14 protein-coding genes and 1 tRNA gene are annotated in these 16,611 nt (G+C 62.4%); 1 reads left to right on the forward strand and 14 read right to left on the reverse strand.

Annotation, left to right across the window (positions count from 1 at the left end):
• Window position 1 precedes the first annotated feature (1 nt).
• From LQ956_RS00120 to LQ956_RS00130, 3 genes are all read right to left on the reverse strand, one after another.
• Entirely contained in the window at window positions 2-1,606 is a 1,605-nt protein-coding gene (locus LQ956_RS00120; protein ID WP_238629123.1) for a sensor domain-containing diguanylate cyclase, read from the reverse strand.
• Window positions 1,607-2,112: 506 nt separating this feature from the next.
• A complete protein-coding gene (locus LQ956_RS00125) occupies window positions 2,113-2,694 on the reverse strand; it encodes an RDD family protein (RefSeq protein WP_200172227.1) in 582 nt (193 codons plus the stop codon).
• Between the two features lie 77 nt (window positions 2,695-2,771).
• A complete protein-coding gene (locus LQ956_RS00130) occupies window positions 2,772-4,064 on the reverse strand; it encodes an arsenic transporter (protein ID WP_430733381.1) in 1,293 nt (430 codons plus the stop codon).
• A gap of 201 nt (window positions 4,065-4,265) precedes the next feature.
• Here LQ956_RS00130 and arsC point away from each other — a divergent pair, with 201 nt between their 5' ends.
• Complete coding sequence (arsC, locus tag LQ956_RS00135) at window positions 4,266-4,697, forward strand: arsenate reductase (thioredoxin) (RefSeq protein WP_200172550.1); 432 nt, start codon at window positions 4,266-4,268, stop codon at window positions 4,695-4,697.
• Window positions 4,698-4,750: 53 nt separating this feature from the next.
• Here arsC and LQ956_RS00140 read toward each other — a convergent pair.
• The 11 genes from LQ956_RS00140 to nuoF all read right to left on the reverse strand — a co-directional run bounded on the left by LQ956_RS00140 (window position 4,751) and on the right by nuoF (window position 16,610).
• Window positions 4,751-4,827 (reverse strand) — tRNA-Met (locus tag LQ956_RS00140).
• Window positions 4,828-4,894: 67 nt separating this feature from the next.
• Complete coding sequence (locus tag LQ956_RS00145; protein WP_200172552.1) at window positions 4,895-5,221, reverse strand: DUF2818 family protein; 327 nt, start codon at window positions 5,219-5,221, stop codon at window positions 4,895-4,897.
• A 10-nt stretch (window positions 5,222-5,231) separates the two neighbouring features.
• Window positions 5,232-6,668 (reverse strand): NADH-quinone oxidoreductase subunit NuoN, encoded by a 1,437-nt coding sequence (gene nuoN, locus LQ956_RS00150; RefSeq protein ID WP_200172554.1) that lies wholly within the window; start codon window positions 6,666-6,668, stop codon window positions 5,232-5,234.
• Window positions 6,669-6,686: 18 nt separating this feature from the next.
• Window positions 6,687-8,201, reverse strand: coding sequence for an NADH-quinone oxidoreductase subunit M (locus LQ956_RS00155; RefSeq protein ID WP_238622905.1), 1,515 nt, complete (start codon window positions 8,199-8,201; stop codon window positions 6,687-6,689).
• 57 nt (window positions 8,202-8,258) lie between these two features.
• Entirely contained in the window at window positions 8,259-10,259 is a 2,001-nt protein-coding gene (gene nuoL, locus LQ956_RS00160; protein WP_238622904.1) for an NADH-quinone oxidoreductase subunit L, read from the reverse strand.
• A 3-nt stretch (window positions 10,260-10,262) separates the two neighbouring features.
• A complete protein-coding gene (gene nuoK, locus LQ956_RS00165) occupies window positions 10,263-10,568 on the reverse strand; it encodes an NADH-quinone oxidoreductase subunit NuoK (RefSeq protein WP_238622903.1) in 306 nt (101 codons plus the stop codon).
• Window positions 10,569-10,714: 146 nt separating this feature from the next.
• The gene (locus tag LQ956_RS00170; RefSeq protein WP_238622902.1) at window positions 10,715-11,308 is read right to left on the reverse strand and encodes an NADH-quinone oxidoreductase subunit J; all 594 of its coding nucleotides are present in this window, start codon (window positions 11,306-11,308) and stop codon (window positions 10,715-10,717) included.
• 18 nt (window positions 11,309-11,326) lie between these two features.
• Window positions 11,327-11,818 (reverse strand): NADH-quinone oxidoreductase subunit NuoI, encoded by a 492-nt coding sequence (gene nuoI / locus LQ956_RS00175; RefSeq protein WP_238622901.1) that lies wholly within the window; start codon window positions 11,816-11,818, stop codon window positions 11,327-11,329.
• 14 nt (window positions 11,819-11,832) lie between these two features.
• Window positions 11,833-12,885, reverse strand: coding sequence for an NADH-quinone oxidoreductase subunit NuoH (gene nuoH, locus LQ956_RS00180; RefSeq protein WP_430733384.1), 1,053 nt, complete (start codon window positions 12,883-12,885; stop codon window positions 11,833-11,835).
• 27 nt (window positions 12,886-12,912) lie between these two features.
• The gene (nuoG, locus tag LQ956_RS00185; RefSeq protein WP_238622899.1) at window positions 12,913-15,297 is read right to left on the reverse strand and encodes an NADH-quinone oxidoreductase subunit NuoG; all 2,385 of its coding nucleotides are present in this window, start codon (window positions 15,295-15,297) and stop codon (window positions 12,913-12,915) included.
• 32 nt (window positions 15,298-15,329) lie between these two features.
• Complete coding sequence (gene nuoF / locus LQ956_RS00190) at window positions 15,330-16,610, reverse strand: NADH-quinone oxidoreductase subunit NuoF (protein ID WP_238622898.1); 1,281 nt, start codon at window positions 16,608-16,610, stop codon at window positions 15,330-15,332.
• Between the last annotated feature and the right edge of the window lies 1 nt (window position 16,611).

Raw genomic sequence — 16,611 nt, forward strand, 5'->3', positions numbered from 1 at the left:
CTTATTCCGAACATCCCACGCAGATGCGGTTACGCCCCCCGGATTTGGCTTGGTAAAGCAGCTTGTCGGCGGCAATCAGCAGCTCCTGCAGGCTCGTGTCCGGTCTGTGCTGACAGATGCCGATGCTGACCGTGACCGGTCTGGGAACCGGGAATCGATGGGCGGCAATGGCGGCACGGATCTTCTCGGCAATGTTCATTGCCGCGGCCTGATCCGTTTCAGGAAACAGGATGAGAAACTCCTCGCCCCCCCACCGCGCCACGCTGTCGGTGGCGCGAACCATGCTGCGCACCAGGGCCGCCAGTTCCTGGATGACGAAATCGCCCACATGATGGCCATGGGTGTCGTTGATCTGCTTGAAATGATCGATATCGAAGAGCATCAGTACGAAGGTGCCCTGATAGCGACAGACCCGCGAATACTCCTGCTCCAGCTGTTCGTTCATCTTGCGACGATTCATCAGGCCGGTCATGGAGTCGGTCTGGGACAGCCTTTCCAGCAACGCATTGTTGTGCTGAAGCTCCCGATTCTTCTGATACAAGGCGTGTTCCGTCACCGCCTCGATGGCCTGAGAAATGGTACCGATCTCGTTTTTCAATCCCGCCAGCGGCACCGACTGTCGTGTCTGTCCCAAGGCCTTGCCATCGACCACATCCCGAACCCGCTGCTCCAGCAGACGCAACGGCCCCACGATATGGGCGCTCAGGTTTCGTGCCATGGAGGCGGACAGCAACAACGCGATACACAGCACCACGGCCACGCTTTGCAGGATGCGCAACATGATGGGCAACAGGACTTCCCGCTTCTCCACCATGGTGACCACGGTCCAGTTCAGGGGCTCTTCATGAATGAACTGCACCATCCAGGTCCTTTGATCCACTGCCAGGAAGAGCTGACCGCTTCCCTCCCCCATCATCGGCGCCAGGCTGTCCCAACCGGCAAACCGGGTACCGATCAAGGCGTCCTGTGCATGAAACAGTATCCTGCCCTCATGATCCAGCACCAGGTTGCGGGCAGTGGTGAAGGAGGGATCGCGGGCGCCGATGACCTCCATCACCGCATCCACCAAAGCATCAATTGCCACCACGCCGCGTAGCCCGCCATCCTCGTCCAGCAATACCTGACTGAACGACACCAGCCACTCGTCCGACTTGATTTCACGGTAAGGGATGCCACCCGACAATGCCGTTCCCGCTCGCACCCCCGCCTCATACCAGGGGCGGATACGGGGATCGAATCCGGGGGGCGGCACATAATCATTGATGACCAACCGACCGTCCTCGTAGGCTGCGAAGATGAAGTGTATGGTCGGATTGGCATCCTGCAGCACACGGAACAGTTCCAGGAGTTGCGACTCGTCACGGTAGTTCGTATCCATGGCCTGACGCACGGCATCTTTGGCGGCCAGGTACTGCACGACGGACCGCAGCGGCTGTACATAGCCCCGAATATGGTGAGCGGCGGCCATGTTCTTGTTGCGAATGACGGCCTGAGCCGAGTCGAGGCCGCTGTGATACAGCACAACCGACACCAGGGAGCCCAGCAGGATCACCATCGCCAGCGTCAGCAAGACCAGTTTTCCGAACAGCGTCTTCTGGAGGCTCATGCCGCCGGCGCCCCTGTTTTGACTGGTTGCCCCTGGATTGAGGGACAGGGAGAGGAAGGTATGCCGCAGGCGCCATGCCGGCGACCTGCTCCCGCCCATCTTACCAAACAGCGCCATCCTCACGCCGTCACTAACCCTCGCCGGCACCGTCGTCACTCCCGCGAAAGCGGGAGCCCAGGGGGAGGCCCCGCAACTGGATTCCCGCTTTCGCGGGAATGACGGGTACGGATGAAAAACTCTTGCCGTCATTCCAGAACGGACCCTCGCCAAGCCCCGTCGTCACTACGCCAGGCACCGTCGTCACTAACCCTCGCCGGCACCGCCGTCACTCCCGCGAAAGCGGGAGCCCAGGGGGAGCCCCCGCAACTGGATTCCCGCTTACGCGGGAATGTCGGCCTGGACAACCCCGCATCACCCTCACGCTCCCGGAATACCGCTTTGTGCGGGGTGTCCCGTCCGGAGCATCCCAGGACCTGCGGATGAGGCCGCTGACAATGAGGGCTGGTCTACGACTGCCTGACCACCAGCGTGGAGGCAATCAGGTCGTGGAGACCTTGCTTGCGCCGGGTAAAGGCGATCATCAGATAGCCGATGAACAGCAAAAGCGCCGAAAGGATCTTGGACCAGTAGCGGCCATTGGCGCGACCAAAGCCGATCCGGTTGCCGTCCATGTCCGTCACCCGCAGGCCCAGCATCCGCTTGCCGGGGGTGGATTGCCATTTCGAGGACTCGAACACCGTGTAATAGAGCCACCCCAGCAGCAGGGACAGCAGATTACCCATACCTTCCGCAACCAGAGTGATCTCCTGGCCAGTGGCCCCGCTTGCCGCCATGGATGCCCCCAGGGCAAAACCCAGCGGAACCGCCACCACGATGGTGATCAGGGTCAGGATGACCATGTCAATCACGAATGCCAGCAGGCGATACCAGAATCCGGCATCCCTGACCGAGGCTGAGGCGGGCGCAGCAGCGGCGCCCGCTCCCTCCGCCATGTCGGCCGGCAACGGCTGCGTCCCGAGGGACGCCCCGCAACCGGCGCAGAAACGTGCCGAATGATCGTTGTTGTGACCACATTGCGTGCAGTACATGATGACGCTCCCTGTATCGTCGAAGCTGGCAAAAGGACGATTCTACCTCGCTTGATCCCTGCCTGCCGGTCTGGTGATCAGCGGATCAGCGACAGCCAGCCGGCCAGGGCCAGCAGCGTGACCAGCAGCACCGGCGGCGTGATCAGGATGCCGATCCTGAAATACTGGCCCCAGGTGATCTTGATGCCTCGTCGCGCCAGCACGTGCAGCCACAACAGGGTGGCCAGGCTGCCGATGGGGGTGATCTTCGGCCCCAGGTCGGAACCGATGATGTTGGCATAGATCATTGCCTCCTTGATCACGCCGGTGACATTGGCCTCGTCGATGGACAGGGCCACCACCATCACCCCTGGCATGTTGTTCATGATGGAAGAGAAGAAGGCGGCGATGAAGCCGGTCCCCACCGCCGCCGCCGTCACCCCAAACTGACCGATCCAGTCCAGGGCAATGGCGATGTCCGCCGTCAGCCCGGCATTGCGCAGGCCGTAGACCACCAGATACATGCCCACGGAGAAGATCACGATCTGCCAGGGGGCACTGACGAAGACCCGGCGGGTGGAAATCACATGTCCCCGCGCAGCCACCGCCAACAGGATGGCGGCACCCAGACCCACCATGGCGGAAATGGGCACACCCATGGGCTCGATCACCAAAAAGCAGAACAGCAGCAGGGCCAACACCACCCAGCCCGTCTTGAACACGGCCGGGTCCTTGATGGCCTGTTCGGGCCTGCGCAGACCGTCGAGGCTGTAGGTGCGGGGGATCTGTTTGCGGAAGAACAGATACAGGATACCCAGCGAGGCGGTCACCGAGACGGCATTAACCACCATCATCACGGCGGCGTACTCGCGGAAGTTGATACCGAAGAAATCCGCCGAGACGATGTTTACCAGGTTGGAGGTGACCAGGGGCAGACTGGCGGTGTCGGCGATGAAACCGGCGGCGATGACGAAGGCAAAGGCCGCCCCGGCGGTGAAGCCCAGGGCCAGAAGCATCTCCAGCACGATGGGAGTGAGCATGAGGGCAGCACCGTCGTTCGCAAACATGGCGGCCACCGCAGCGCCCAGCAGGATGATGAAACAGTACAGGCGCAGGCCGCTACCCTTGCCCCAGCGAGCCACGTGCAGAGCCGCCCATTCAAAGAATCCGGCCTCGTCCAGCAGTAGGGAAATGATGATAATGAAGACGAAGGTGAGCGTGGCGTTCCAGACGATGTCCACCACGATGGGCACGTCGGAGAACTGCACCACCCCCGTGGCCAGGGCCAGGGCCGCGCCGCCCAAGGCGCTCCAGCCGATACCAAGCCCCTTGGGCTGCCAGATGACGAAGGTGATGGTGACGATGAAGATCGTCAGGGCGGTCAACAACATGGATATGTCCTGTGGTCGGGTTCAGTCAGACAGCCACTGCCGCACCTCGCCATGGCCTTCGGCATGGAAGCGCTGTGCACCAGGGTGAAGATTTCCAGCATGCACTATGCCGGGTCATTCATTAGTCATGAGAGATAAGATATAGTCCATACCGCATATTCGCAAGAACAAATATCTATTCACCCACCAAGGCACAGCCCCATGACTTCATCAAATAATCCCAGCATCCTGTTCCTCTGCACCGGCAACTCCTGCCGTTCCCAGATGGCTGAAGGCTTTGCCCGTCATCTGGGAGGCGACGCCTTCCGGATCCAGTCGGCGGGGATCGAGGCCCACGGCAAGAACCCCCGGGCCATCCTGGCCATGGCGGAACTGGGGATCGACATCAGCGGCCAGGAATCCACCCGCGTCACCGATGCCATGCTGGTGGAGGCGGATCTGGTGGTGACGGTCTGTGGGCACGCGGATGAACATTGCCCCCTGCTGCCTCCGGGCACACGGCGCCTGCACTGGCCCCTGACGGACCCGGCCAAGGCCACCGGCACCGAGGAAGAGATCAACCTGGCCTTCAGGCAGATACGGGACGAGATCCGGGCGCGGGTGAGCACCCTGCTGGCAGATCTGAAGCGCTGAAACGAAAAAACCCGCGCCGGGATGACCGACGCGGGTTTTTTGTACTTCGAATGTGGTAGCGGGGGCAGGATTCGAACCTGCGACCTTCGGGTTATGAGCCCGACGAGCTGCCAGACTGCTCCACCCCGCAACTGAAGATATGTATACTACCGATCTTGCCCGGATAATACAAGGGTTTCATCCAACTTTTTTGCAACTCATGCACCACGGTGGACCAGGTGTCGGCGCAGATCATGTCGATAGATGAATCCGGGCATGGCAAACACGGCAAACATGGACAGGGTGATGGCATAGAACTGCCAGCCCTGGGTATGGATCGTGCCGGTGACCAGACGCTCCAGCCCAAGGCCGATGGCCACCACCAGGGCGTAGAGTATACCCCATTCCAGAAAGCGCATGAAGGCCGGTTTGGCATCGCCCCGTGGCGTCAGAACGAACAGGACCCGTTCATTGAGCCACGGCAGGTTGGCTGCCGCCAGGGCGATGAGAAGATAGAGCCACACGGTAACCTGCAAAAGATCCATACCCCCTCCCCTACCGGACCGCTGCAGTCAGCGACATCAGGATGCCGGGGAAGATCCCCAGACCCAGCATCAGCAGACCGTTGACCGACAGCACCACGTTGAAATCCATGCCCCGGGACAGTTCGGTCCGATCCTCCGGCTTGTCGAAGTACATGAACTTGATGATGCGCAGGTAGTAGAAGGCACCGATCACCGACATCAGGACGGCGAACACGGCTATCCAGACGAAGTCCACCTGCACCACCGCCTGCAGCACCGCCAGCTTGGCATAGAAACCCAGGGTAGGCGGCAGGCCTGCCATGGAAGCCATCAGCAGCAACATGATGAAGGCAAACCAGGGACTGCGTTCATTCAGGCCGCGGAAATCCTGGATGTTGTCCGCCTCGAAGCCCTGGCGGGACAGATACAGCACCATGCCGAAGCCGCCGGCTGCCATCAGGGCATAGGCGATCACATAGAACAGGGCCGCCGCATTCCCCTCCGTCGTCCCGGCCATGACGGCCAGCAGCACGAACCCGACGTGGGAAATGGTGGAATAGGCGAACATGCGCTTGATGTTGGTCTGGGCGATGGCCACCACGTTGCCCACCGCCAGGGAAAGCACCGCCAGGATCAGCAGCATGCCTTGCCAGTCCGCGTGCAGCGGCCCAAGGCCATCCACCAGTAGGCGCATGATGATGGCCAGAGCGGCGATCTTGGGCGCCGTGCCGATAAACAGAGTCACCGGTGTGGGCGCGCCGTGGTACACATCCGGCAGCCACATGTGGAAGGGCACCGCCCCCAGCTTGAACGCCAGGGCCACCACCACGAAGGCCAGGGCGAACACCAGGGCCATGTTGAATTCACCAGAGGCCGTCAGGATGCCCGCGGTCACACCGGCGATGTCCAGGGTACCCGTGATGCCGTAGAGCATGGACATGCCGTAGAGCAGTACGCCCGAGGCAATCGACCCCAGCACGAAGTACTTCATGGCGGACTCGGCCGCCTGGGTGGAATCCCGATTGAAGGCCACCATGGCATAGAGGCACAGGGACAGTAGCTCAAGCCCGAGATAGAGGGTGAGCAGGCTGTTGGCCGAGATCATCACCATCATCCCCAGCACCCCGAACAGCCCCAGGACATAGAACTCACCCTGGTACAGATCCCGGCTCATCAGGTAGGGCCGCGCATAGAGGAAGACCACCGCCGAAATCAGCAACACCACCGACTTGAGCAGATCCGACATAGGATCGGCCACGAAGGTACCGGACATGGTGATCCGTACCTCCGGCGCCGCCAGCCACAGGGTCAGCAGCAGGGCGCCCAACAGGGAGAACTGAGCCAGTCCGTAGGTGATGTCACGCCGGGCCTGGGGGATGAACAGATCCGCCACCAGGATGAAGCAGCCCATGCCCAGCAGGAAGAGCTCGGGAATGACGGGGATGAAGTCCGGAATCTCAAAGGTCATATCGGCATCCAGGAGAGCTTAGAGCTTGGAAACGGCGATATGCCGCACCAGGTTGTCCACGGTGGCGGCCAGCACATCCAGCAGAGGCGCCGGCCAGACCCCCAGCAGGAGTACGGCAAAGGCCAGCACGCCCAGCACCCAGAACTCGCGCCGGTTCACATCCGTCAGCCCGGCCACGTTGTCGTTGGCCACTTCGCCGTAGACCACCCGTTTCACCAGCCACAGGGTATAGGCCGCGGCCAGGATCAGGGTAGTGGCGGCCAGCAGGGCGATCCAGAAGTCGGCCCGGAAGGCGGCCAGGATCACCATGAACTCGCCCACGAAGCCCGAGGTACCCGGCAGCCCCGTATTGGCCATGGCAAACAGCACGAAGAAGGCGGCAAACCAGGGCATGGTGTTGGCCACACCACCGTAATCGGCGATCCGGCGGCTGTGCATGCGGTCATAGAGTACGCCCACACAGAGGAACATGGCCGCGGAGATCAGGCCATGGGAGATCATCTGCACCATGCCGCCACTGATCCCCAGGGCGGCCCCCTGCCAGGAGCCGGTGTTGTTGTAGATCATGAAGACGATGAAGAAGCCCAGGGTCACGAAGCCCATGTGGGCGATGGAGGAATAGGCGATCAGTTTCTTCATGTCCTGCTGCATCAGCGCCACCAGACCGATGTAGACCACGGCGATCAGGGACAGGGTGACCATCAGCCAGTCCAGGGCCATGGCCGCGTCCGGGGCGATGGGCAGGGAAAAGCGCAGGAATCCGTAGCCGCCGATCTTCAGCATGATCGCCGCCAGGATCACCGAACCGCCGGTGGGCGCCTCCACGTGGGCGTCCGGCAACCAGGTATGGACCGGGAACATGGGGATCTTCACCCCGAAGGCCAGCAACATGCCCAGGAAGATCAGGGTCTGGGCGGTCATACCCAGGGGCAGATGGTGGAAATCCAGGATGGCGAAGCTACCGGACTGGGTGTACAGGTAGATCAGGCCGATGAGCAGGAAGACCGAGCCCAGGAAGGTGTAGAGAAAGAACTTGAGGGTGGCGTAGATCCGGTTGGGACCGCCCCAGATGCCGATCACCAGGAACATGGGGATCAGCATGGCCTCGAAGAAGACATAAAACAGCACTGCATCCAGGGCCGAGAAGACCCCGATCATCAGGCCCTCCATGACCAGGAAGGCCGCCAGGTACTGGGATACCCGATACTGGATCACCTCCCAGGCGGCGATGACCACCAGCACCGTGGTGAAGGTGGTGAGCAGGATCAGCGGCATGGAGATCCCGTCCACGCCCAGATGGTAATGGATGTTGAAGGTGCTGATCCAGGGGATCATCTCCACGAATTGCATCTCGTGGGTGCCGCGGTCGAAGAGCGTGAACAGCGGGATACTCACCAGGAAGGTCAGCACCGCGAAGGCCAGGCCCACGCGCCGGGATGCCTCGGGCATCCGGTCACCCATGGTCAGGACGATCAGGCCGCCGAGAATCGGCGTCCATATCACAAGAGAGAGCAGTGGCCAGTCAGCGAACATTATTTCTTCCCAGTGGAATCCTGCGTTGATCCTGTCGTTGCACCCAGCACGACCGCGCTAGAAGGCAAACGCCATGATGAGTACCAGCAGACCGATGATCATGGCGAAGGCGTAGTGATAGACATAGCCCGTCTGCACTTGGCGCACCTGCCGGGATGCCCAGCCCACCACCCTGGCGCTGCCGTTGACGAGGGTCGTGTCGATCAGCAACGTGTCGCCAAAGCGCCACAACCACTGCCCCAGGCGCTGGGTGCCCCTGGCGAACACCACATCATTGAACTGGTCGAAGCCGTAGCTCCGGTTCAGCAGGTCATAGGCCCAGGGAGCGCGCCGGCGTGCGTTGTCGGCAATGTCCGGACGTTTCGTGTACACGTACCAGGCCGTGGCCAGACCCGCCATCGCCAGCCAGAAGGGCGGCATCGCCAGACCGTGGGTGATATAGCCCATGACCCCGGTATAACTCTCGCCCAGACGGGCCAGCACATCCCGGGTCTCGTCCACATGGATCACCCCGGCGAAGAAATCACCGAACAGCAGGGGGCCGACGAAATAGCCCGCCAGTACCGAAGGGATGGCCAGCAGGATCAGGGGTACGGTCACCACCCACGGCGATTCCTTCGGGTCGCCCTGCAGGCCGTGACCATGCCCGTCATGGTCGTGGCCGTGATCGTGGTCGGTGCCGGGCGCCGCATGGCGGAAACGCTCCTCGCCGTGGAACACCAGGAAGAACATGCGGAAGGTGTACAGGGCAGTGACGAACACGCCCAGCAATATCAGCACGTAGGCAATACCCGCCCCCGGAATCTCCGACAGGGACACGGCCTCGATGATGCCGTCCTTGGAGAAGAAGCCGGCCAGGCCCGGGAAGCCGATCAGGGCCAGGGAGCCGATCAGGGCGGTGGCATAGGTGATGGGCATGTACTTGCGCAACCCCCCCATGCGACGGATGTCCTGCTCATGATGCATGGCCATGATCACCGAACCGGCCGCCAGGAACAAAAGGGCCTTGAAGAAGGCATGGGTCATGAGGTGGAAGATCCCCGCCGCATAGGCGGAGGCCCCCAGGGCCACGGTCATATAACCCAGCTGGGACAGGGTGGAATAGGCCACCACCCGCTTGATATCGTTCTGCACCAGCCCCACCAACCCCATGAAGAAGGCGGTGACGGCACCGATGATGAGTACGAAGCCCAGTGCGGTGACGGAGAACTCATACAGGGGCGACATGCGCGCCACCATGAAGATCCCCGCCGTCACCATGGTAGCCGCATGGATCAGGGCCGAGATGGGTGTGGGGCCTTCCATGGAGTCGGGCAGCCACACATGCAGGGGCACCTGGGCCGACTTGGCCATGGCACCGATGAACAGCAGGATACAGGCCACGGTCAGCAGGGACCACTCGGTGCCCGGCAGGACACTGATGCCGGCCTGGGACATGCCTTCCGCCTGACCGAAGACGGTGGCGTAGTCCAGGCTGCCGGTGTAGAAGACGATGGCGGCAATCCCGAGCACGAAGGCAAAGTCCCCCACCCGGTTGACGATGAAGGCCTTGAGGTTGGCATGGATGGCGGTGGGCCGCTTGAACCAGAAGCCGATGAGCAGGTAGGACACCAGGCCCACGGCCTCCCAGCCGAAGAACAGCTGCATGAAGTTGTTGGCCATCACCAGCACCAGCATGGAGAAGGTAAACAGGGAGATCAGAGCAAAGAAGCGCTGGTAGCCCGGATCCTCATGCATGTAGCCGATGGTGTAGATGTGCACCATCAGGGAGACGAAGGTCACCACCAGCATCATCAGGGCGGTGAGGTTATCGATCAAAAAACCCACCTCGAAGCGGATGCCGTCGCTCACCAGCCAGGTGTACACGGTCTCGTTATAGACCCCGCCCCCGCCGAACACGTGATGCCAGAACACCACCAGGGAGAGCAGGAAGGAGACGGCCACCCCGGCGACGGTAACGGTATGGGCCCCGGTCCGCCCCAACTGTTGGCCGAACAGGCCGGCGGCAATGGCCCCGAACAGGGGGGCGAGAACGATGAGCAGATAGATAGTATCCATGCCCTACCCCTTCATCTCGTCCAGATCCTGGACGTTGATGGTCTGTCGATTACGGAACACCAGCACCAGGATGGCCAGGCCGATGGCCGCCTCCGCCGCTGCCACGGTGAGAATGAAGAACACGAATATCTGCCCCGACAGATCCCCCAGATAATGGGAGAAGGCGACAAAGTTCATGTTCACCGCCAGCAGCATGAGCTCGATGCACATGAGCAGGAGGATCAGGTTTTTCCTGTTCAGGAAGATCCCGGTGACGCTCAGTGCGAACAGGATCGCCCCAAGGATGAGGTAATGCGACAGAGGAATCATGCTTGGTCCCGTTTTTGGCCCAGCGCAGGTCTCGCCACGGCGCCCGCTTGGGTGTTTTCGTTCAGCCCTGTAGATTCACTCGAACCCGTCCGCCAGGCCGATCCGGCCACGGCAGACGGGTTCAGGGTCCATCGGCCCATGTGACGCTACTTCTTTTCCGCTTCCATCTTGATCAAGCGCACGCGGTCCTTGCGCTGCACCCGGACCTGTTCCGCCGGGTCCATGTAAAGACTGTCGCGCCGACGCCGCAGCGTCAGCACGATGGCCGCAATGATCGCCACCAGCAGGATCACGGCGGCAATCTCGAAGGGATACACGTACTCGGTATAGAGCAACCGACCGATGGCCTCGGTGTTGCTGTAGTCCGCATCGGCGCGGCCGGGGGACTCCACCTGGAACACCTTGGCACCCACCACCATGGCCATCACCACCATCATGCCCACGGCCACCACCAGCCCCACCGGCAGCAGGCGCGCAAACCCCTCCCTGACCCGGGCCACGTTGATGTCCAGCATCATGACCACGAACAGGAACAGCACCATCACCGCACCCACGTACACCAGCACCAGCAGGATGCCGAGGAATTCCGCCTCCAGCATGATCCAGTGAGCGGCGCAGGTGAAGAAGGCCAGCACCAGAAACAGGGCCGCATGGACGGGATTGCGCACCGTGATCATGGCCACGGCCGAACCCACCAGGACGGTGGAGAAGAAGTAGAACAGAAACTGTTCGAAACTCATGACGGGCAGTCCCCCTGATCAGCGGTAGGGCGCATCGACGGCACGGGCGGCGGCAATCTGCGCTTCGTTCTTGTCACCGATGGCCAGCAGCTTGTCCTTGGTCATGATCTGCTCGCCGCGATTTTCGAAGTGGTAGTGCATGATGTGGGTCTCCACAATGGAATCCACCGGGCAGGCCTCTTCGCAGAAGCCGCAGAAGATGCACTTGAACAGATCGATGTCGTAGCGGGTGGTACGACGGGTACCGTCATCCCGCTGCTCCGACTCGATGGTGATGGCCAGGGCCGGACACACCGCCTCGCATAACTTGCAGGCAATGCATCGCTCTTCTCCGTTGGGATAGCGGCGCAGGGCGTGCAGGCCGCGGAAACGGGGTGAGATCGGTGTGGTCTCGTCCGGATACTGGACGGTAATCTTGCGGGCAAAGAAGTGCCGGCCGGTGAGCTTCAGGCCCAGCAGCAGTTCCCACAGCAGGAAGGTCTTGAAGAACTGGCGAATCGCCGTGCTCATAATGAAAGCCTCCCTCACGCGAACCAGGGACCGACGCCCAGGGCGACGGCCACGCCCAGGACAAACAGCCATATGATGGTCACGGGAATCAGCACCTTCCAGCCCAGTCGCATGATGTGGTCATAGCGATAGCGCGGGAAGGTGGCGCGGAACCAGAGGAAACAGAACAGGAAGAAGGCCGTCTTGATCAGCAGCCAGTGGATGCCGCTGTCCAGCACCCAACCGATCAGCGGCAGGTCGAAGGCGCTCTCGGGCAGGATGCCCTGGAAGGGCGACAGCCAGCCACCCAGGAACAGCAGGGCGGTCAGGGCCGAAATCAGGATCATGTTGGCGTATTCGGCCAGGAAGAAGATGGCAAAGGCCATGCCGGAGTATTCCACGTGGAAACCGGCAACAATTTCCGACTCGCCTTCCGCCACATCGAAGGGCGCGCGGTTGGTCTCGGCCACCCCGGAAATCAGGTAGACCAGGAACAGGGGGAACAGGGGCAGCAGGAACCAGTGGTAGACACTGCCCTGCTGAGACATGACGATCTCGCCCAGGTTCAGACTTCCGGCGGCCATCACCACCCCCACCAGGGCAAAGCCCATGGCGATCTCGTAGGAGACGATCTGGGCGGCGGAACGCATCCCCCCCAGCAGGGCGTAGCGGGAATTGGAGGCCCAGCCGGCGATGATGATGCCGTAGACCCCCACCGAACTCAGGGCCAGCAGGTAGAGCAGGCCGGCATTGATGTCCGCCAACACCATACCGTCGTCGAAGGGGATCACCGCCCATACCGCCAGGGCCGGCGCAATGGCCAGTACCGGCGCAATCAGGAACAGGTACTTGTCCGAATTACTGGGGATGATGACTTCCTTGAGCAGGAGCTTGAGGGAGTCGGCAATGGGCTGCAGCAGGCCCCTGGGTCCCACTCGGTTGGGTCCCACCCGCACCTGCATGTAGCCGATCACCTTGCGCTCGGCGAGGGTGGTGTAGGCCACCACCAGCAACAGGGGTCCCACGATCATCGTGATCTTGGTCATGATCTGCATGATCACGGGTAACCCGTCCCAGAATTCCATCATGGCTTGCTGCATGCTCGGACCCCGACCTTAAACCTTGTGCAGTTCCACCGGCCCGTAAGCGGGGCCGAGGGTGCTTGTTTCCGTGATGCCACCCGGCAGCCAGACACAGCCGGCGGGTACCGTATCGTCGATCACCAGCCCCATACGGGCGGTCAGCTTGCCCTGGCGCACCACCACTTCCTCGGCCCCCAGCAGATCCTGACTGCGGGCCTCGACTTCATTGAGGCGGGCCGCACCGTCCCGGGCCTCCGGCGTCTGTTGCAGCGGCAGGGACCGGCGTACCAGACTGTCCACCCCATACATGGCGGTCGCGGAGACCCGCTGCAGCCCGGCAGGTCTGGGCGGCAGGGCCAGGGCACGGCCTTCCAGGGGGACCCGGTTCTCGAAACCGGTGACGCCCGCCTCGGCCAGGCGTACCTTGAGTTCGTCCCTCACCTCTTCCGAGGAAAGGTATTCGAATCCGGAGAGATCGCTCATGTTGCCCAGTACCCGCAATACCTTCCAGGCGGGACGGGTATCCCCGGGCGGCGTGGCGGCGCCGGGCACACTCTGCCAGCGGCCTTCCACATTGACCCAGGTTCCCGAGGTTTCGGCAAAGGTGGCAATGGGCAGCAGCACATGGGCATGGCGACGCAGACTATCGGTGACAAACGGCGTCATGGCCACCACAAACTCTGCCTCCTGCACGGCTCGCAGGGCTTGAGCAGGGTTGTCACAATCCAACTCCGGTTCCACATTCAACAGCACACAGGCCTTGATACCGTCGGCCAGCATGCTCCGGACATGACGTCCCCCGGCTTGCAGGGCAACCCCGGCCGCGCCCCGATGGGGGACCGCTCCCGCCAACCAGGCACCGGCGGCATTGCCGCCTTCGGGCAAATACCCCTGGCGGGCGCCGGTGATCTCGCACAGGGCACCCGCCAGGGCGCCCAGCAGGGCAAACTGGGGATGATGCATGGCCTGGGTGCCCAGGAGTACGTGCCCCTGCGCCCCTGCCTGGACCAGCACTTCGGCCATGGCCGTATCAACAGCATCGGGCTTGATGGCCTTGAGCACGTCGGCCAGGGCCGCCGGCGCGGATTGCCCCTTCCGGGTCAGTGCCGCCTGCAGTACCCCCGCCAGGGCGGTGAGCATGCCGTGGGGGTCAGTGACCCGCTGATGAGCCAGCGGGAAATGAAAACCAAAATCCCGCGGATTGATGGCCATCACCGGCCGTCCCCTGAGGGCCGCCCTGCGCAGACGATGGGCCAGCAGGGGCTGTTCCTTGCGGACATTGCCACCCACCAGCAACAGACCGCCGGTCTCGTCCAGATCCTCCAGGCTGCTGCCCAGATAGGGGAATAGGGGCGCCTGATCCTGATCCGAAAAATCCGTCTGCCGCAAGCGGTGATCCAGTGACTGGATCCCCAGGCCCCGCAGCCACTGCTGGGCCAGATAGAGTTCTTCCAGGCTGGACTGGGGCGACAGCAGGGCGCCGCTCTCGGCGGCCGGCAGCGCCCGCAGTCCCTCAACGGCCCGGGCCATGGCCGTTTCCCAGTCGGTGCTCACCCACTCGCCCTTGTCACGGATCATGGGGGTGGTAAGGCGATCCTCCGACTGCAGTCCGGCATAACTGAACCGGTCACGGTCCGCGATCCAGGTCTCGTTTACGCCGTCGTTGCGACGGGGCACCACCCGTTTGGCCTGACCGTTATAGCTATGCAGGAACAGGTTGGAACCCACGCAGTCATGGGGAGAGATGGTCGGATGCTGGATCAGTTCCCAGGCCCGGTAGGTGAAGCGGGACGGCTTGGCGGTCAGCGCCCCTACCGGACACAGGTCGATAACATTGCCCGACAGTTCGGACACCACGGTACGCTGGATAAAGGTGCCGATCTCCATCCGTTCACCCCGGCCGGTGGCCCCCAATTCCCGCATGCCGGCGATCTCCTCGCCAAAGCGCACGCAGCGGGTGCAATGAATGCAGCGGGTCATCTCGGTGGCGATCAGGGGACCGATGTCCTTGTCCCTGACCACGCGCTTGGCCTCGCTGTAACGAGACAGGTCCTCACCATAGCCCATGGAGACATCCTGCAGTTCACACTCCCCGCCCTGGTCACAGACCGGACAGTCCAGGGGATGGTTGATGAGCAGGAATTCCATCACCGCCTTCTGGGCGGCCAGGGCCTTGGGCGAGCGGGTGTAAACCTTCATACCCTCGGCCACCGGCGTGGCGCAGGCGGGCATGGGCTTGGGAGCCCGTTCCACTTCCACCAGGCACATACGGCAGTTGGCCGCCACCGACAGCTTCTCGTGGTAGCAGAATCGAGGGATGCGGATACCGGCGGCATCCGTCGCGGCGATCAACATGCTCCCTTTCCTGGCTTGCAGGGGGATGCCGTTGACCTCGAAGTTGACCAGATCGTCACTCATGCTTCACTTCCCGTTGCCCCGTTCCGCACCCGTCAGGCCGCGTCCGCCACCAGGCTGCGACCGTGCTGAATGTAGTGTTCGAACTCGTGTCTGAAGTGCTTCACAAAACTGCGCACCGGCATGGCGGCGGCATCGCCCAGGGCACAGATGGTTCGCCCCTCGATCTTGGCGGCCACATCGTCCAGGCGTTCCAGGTCTTCCATGCGGCCCTGGCCTTCCACGATGCGCGTGACCATGCGGTAGAGCCAGCCCGTACCCTCTCGACAGGGAGTGCACTGGCCGCAGGACTCGGCGAAGTAGAAGCGGGAGATGCGTTGCAGCACCTTGACCATGTCGGTGGTCTCGTCCATAACGATGACGGCACCGGAACCCAGCATGGAACCCACCTTGGTCACACCGTCATAGTCCATGGTCGCGGTCATCATGAGATCACCCGGCACCACCGGCACGGAGGAACCACCGGGGATCACCGCCTTGAGCTTGCGCCCCTTCCAGATACCGCCGGCCAGGGCCAGCAGGTCGGCAAACGGGATCCCCATGGGCACTTCATAGTTGCCGGGGCGTTCCACATGACCGGAGACCGAGAACAGCTTTTCACCCCCGGCGCGCTCCACCCCCAGATCGGCAAACCACTTGCCCCCTTCACGCAGGATGGCGGGCACCGAGGACAGGGTCTCGGTGTTGTTGATGGTGGTGGGCCGGCCGTAGAGACCGAAGTTGGCCGGAAACGGCGGCTTGAACCGGGGCATGCCCTTCTTGCCTTCCAGGGATTCCAGCAGAGCGGTTTCCTCGCCGCAGATGTAGGCCCCGGCGCCCAGGGTGGGATAAAGGTCAAAATCGATGCCGCTGCCCTTGATGTTCCGCCCCAGCCAGCCGTGGTCATAGGCCTCCCTCACCGCCTGGCTGAAACGCTGGTAGGGCTCGTCCATGAACTCGCCGCGCATGTAGTTGTAACCCACGGTGGCGCCGATGGAATAGCCGGCGATGATCATGCCCTCCACCAGGGCATGGGGATTGAAGCGCAGGATGTCCCGGTCCTTGCAGGTGCCCGGCTCGGATTCATCCGAGTTGCACACCACGTACTTCTGGCCCGGCGCCGTGCGCGGCATGAAGCTCCACTTGAGACCCGCCGGGAATCCGGCACCGCCGCGGCCTCGCAGATTGGATGTCTTCACCTCTTCGATGACCTGGTCCGGCGTCATCTTCTGGGCGATGATCTTTTCCAGGGCCTGGTATCCCCCCACCTTGAGATAGTTCTCATAGGTCCAGGGCTCATCGAACCGGCGGGTGATGAAGCAGATGCGGTTGGTCATG

It is taken from the genome of Ectothiorhodospira lacustris (assembly GCF_022227845.1).
GTDB classification, from domain to species: Bacteria; Pseudomonadota; Gammaproteobacteria; order Ectothiorhodospirales; family Ectothiorhodospiraceae; genus Ectothiorhodospira; species Ectothiorhodospira lacustris.

Excerpts from the sequence above, each read along its gene's own strand:
- LQ956_RS00120 (WP_238629123.1), bottom strand. The coding sequence starts at position 1,606 with ATGAGCCTCCAGAAGACGCTGTTCGGAAAACTGGTCTTGCTGACGCTG.
- LQ956_RS00125 (WP_200172227.1), bottom strand. The coding sequence starts at position 2,694 with ATGTACTGCACGCAATGTGGTCACAACAACGATCATTCGGCACGTTTC.
- LQ956_RS00130 (WP_430733381.1), bottom strand. The coding sequence starts at position 4,064 with ATGTTGTTGACCGCCCTGACGATCTTCATCGTCACCATCACCTTCGTC.
- arsC (WP_200172550.1), top strand. The coding sequence starts at position 4,266 with ATGACTTCATCAAATAATCCCAGCATCCTGTTCCTCTGCACCGGCAAC.
- LQ956_RS00145 (WP_200172552.1), bottom strand. The coding sequence starts at position 5,221 with ATGGATCTTTTGCAGGTTACCGTGTGGCTCTATCTTCTCATCGCCCTG.
- nuoN (WP_200172554.1), bottom strand. The coding sequence starts at position 6,668 with ATGACCTTTGAGATTCCGGACTTCATCCCCGTCATTCCCGAGCTCTTC.
- LQ956_RS00155 (WP_238622905.1), bottom strand. The coding sequence starts at position 8,201 with ATGTTCGCTGACTGGCCACTGCTCTCTCTTGTGATATGGACGCCGATT.
- nuoL (WP_238622904.1), bottom strand. The coding sequence starts at position 10,259 with ATGGATACTATCTATCTGCTCATCGTTCTCGCCCCCCTGTTCGGGGCC.
- nuoK (WP_238622903.1), bottom strand. The coding sequence starts at position 10,568 with ATGATTCCTCTGTCGCATTACCTCATCCTTGGGGCGATCCTGTTCGCA.
- LQ956_RS00170 (WP_238622902.1), bottom strand. The coding sequence starts at position 11,308 with ATGAGTTTCGAACAGTTTCTGTTCTACTTCTTCTCCACCGTCCTGGTG.
- nuoI (WP_238622901.1), bottom strand. The coding sequence starts at position 11,818 with ATGAGCACGGCGATTCGCCAGTTCTTCAAGACCTTCCTGCTGTGGGAA.
- nuoH (WP_430733384.1), bottom strand. The coding sequence starts at position 12,885 with ATGATGGAATTCTGGGACGGGTTACCCGTGATCATGCAGATCATGACC.
- nuoG (WP_238622899.1), bottom strand. The coding sequence starts at position 15,297 with ATGAGTGACGATCTGGTCAACTTCGAGGTCAACGGCATCCCCCTGCAA.
- nuoF (WP_238622898.1), bottom strand. The coding sequence starts at position 16,610 with ATGACCAACCGCATCTGCTTCATCACCCGCCGGTTCGATGAGCCCTGG.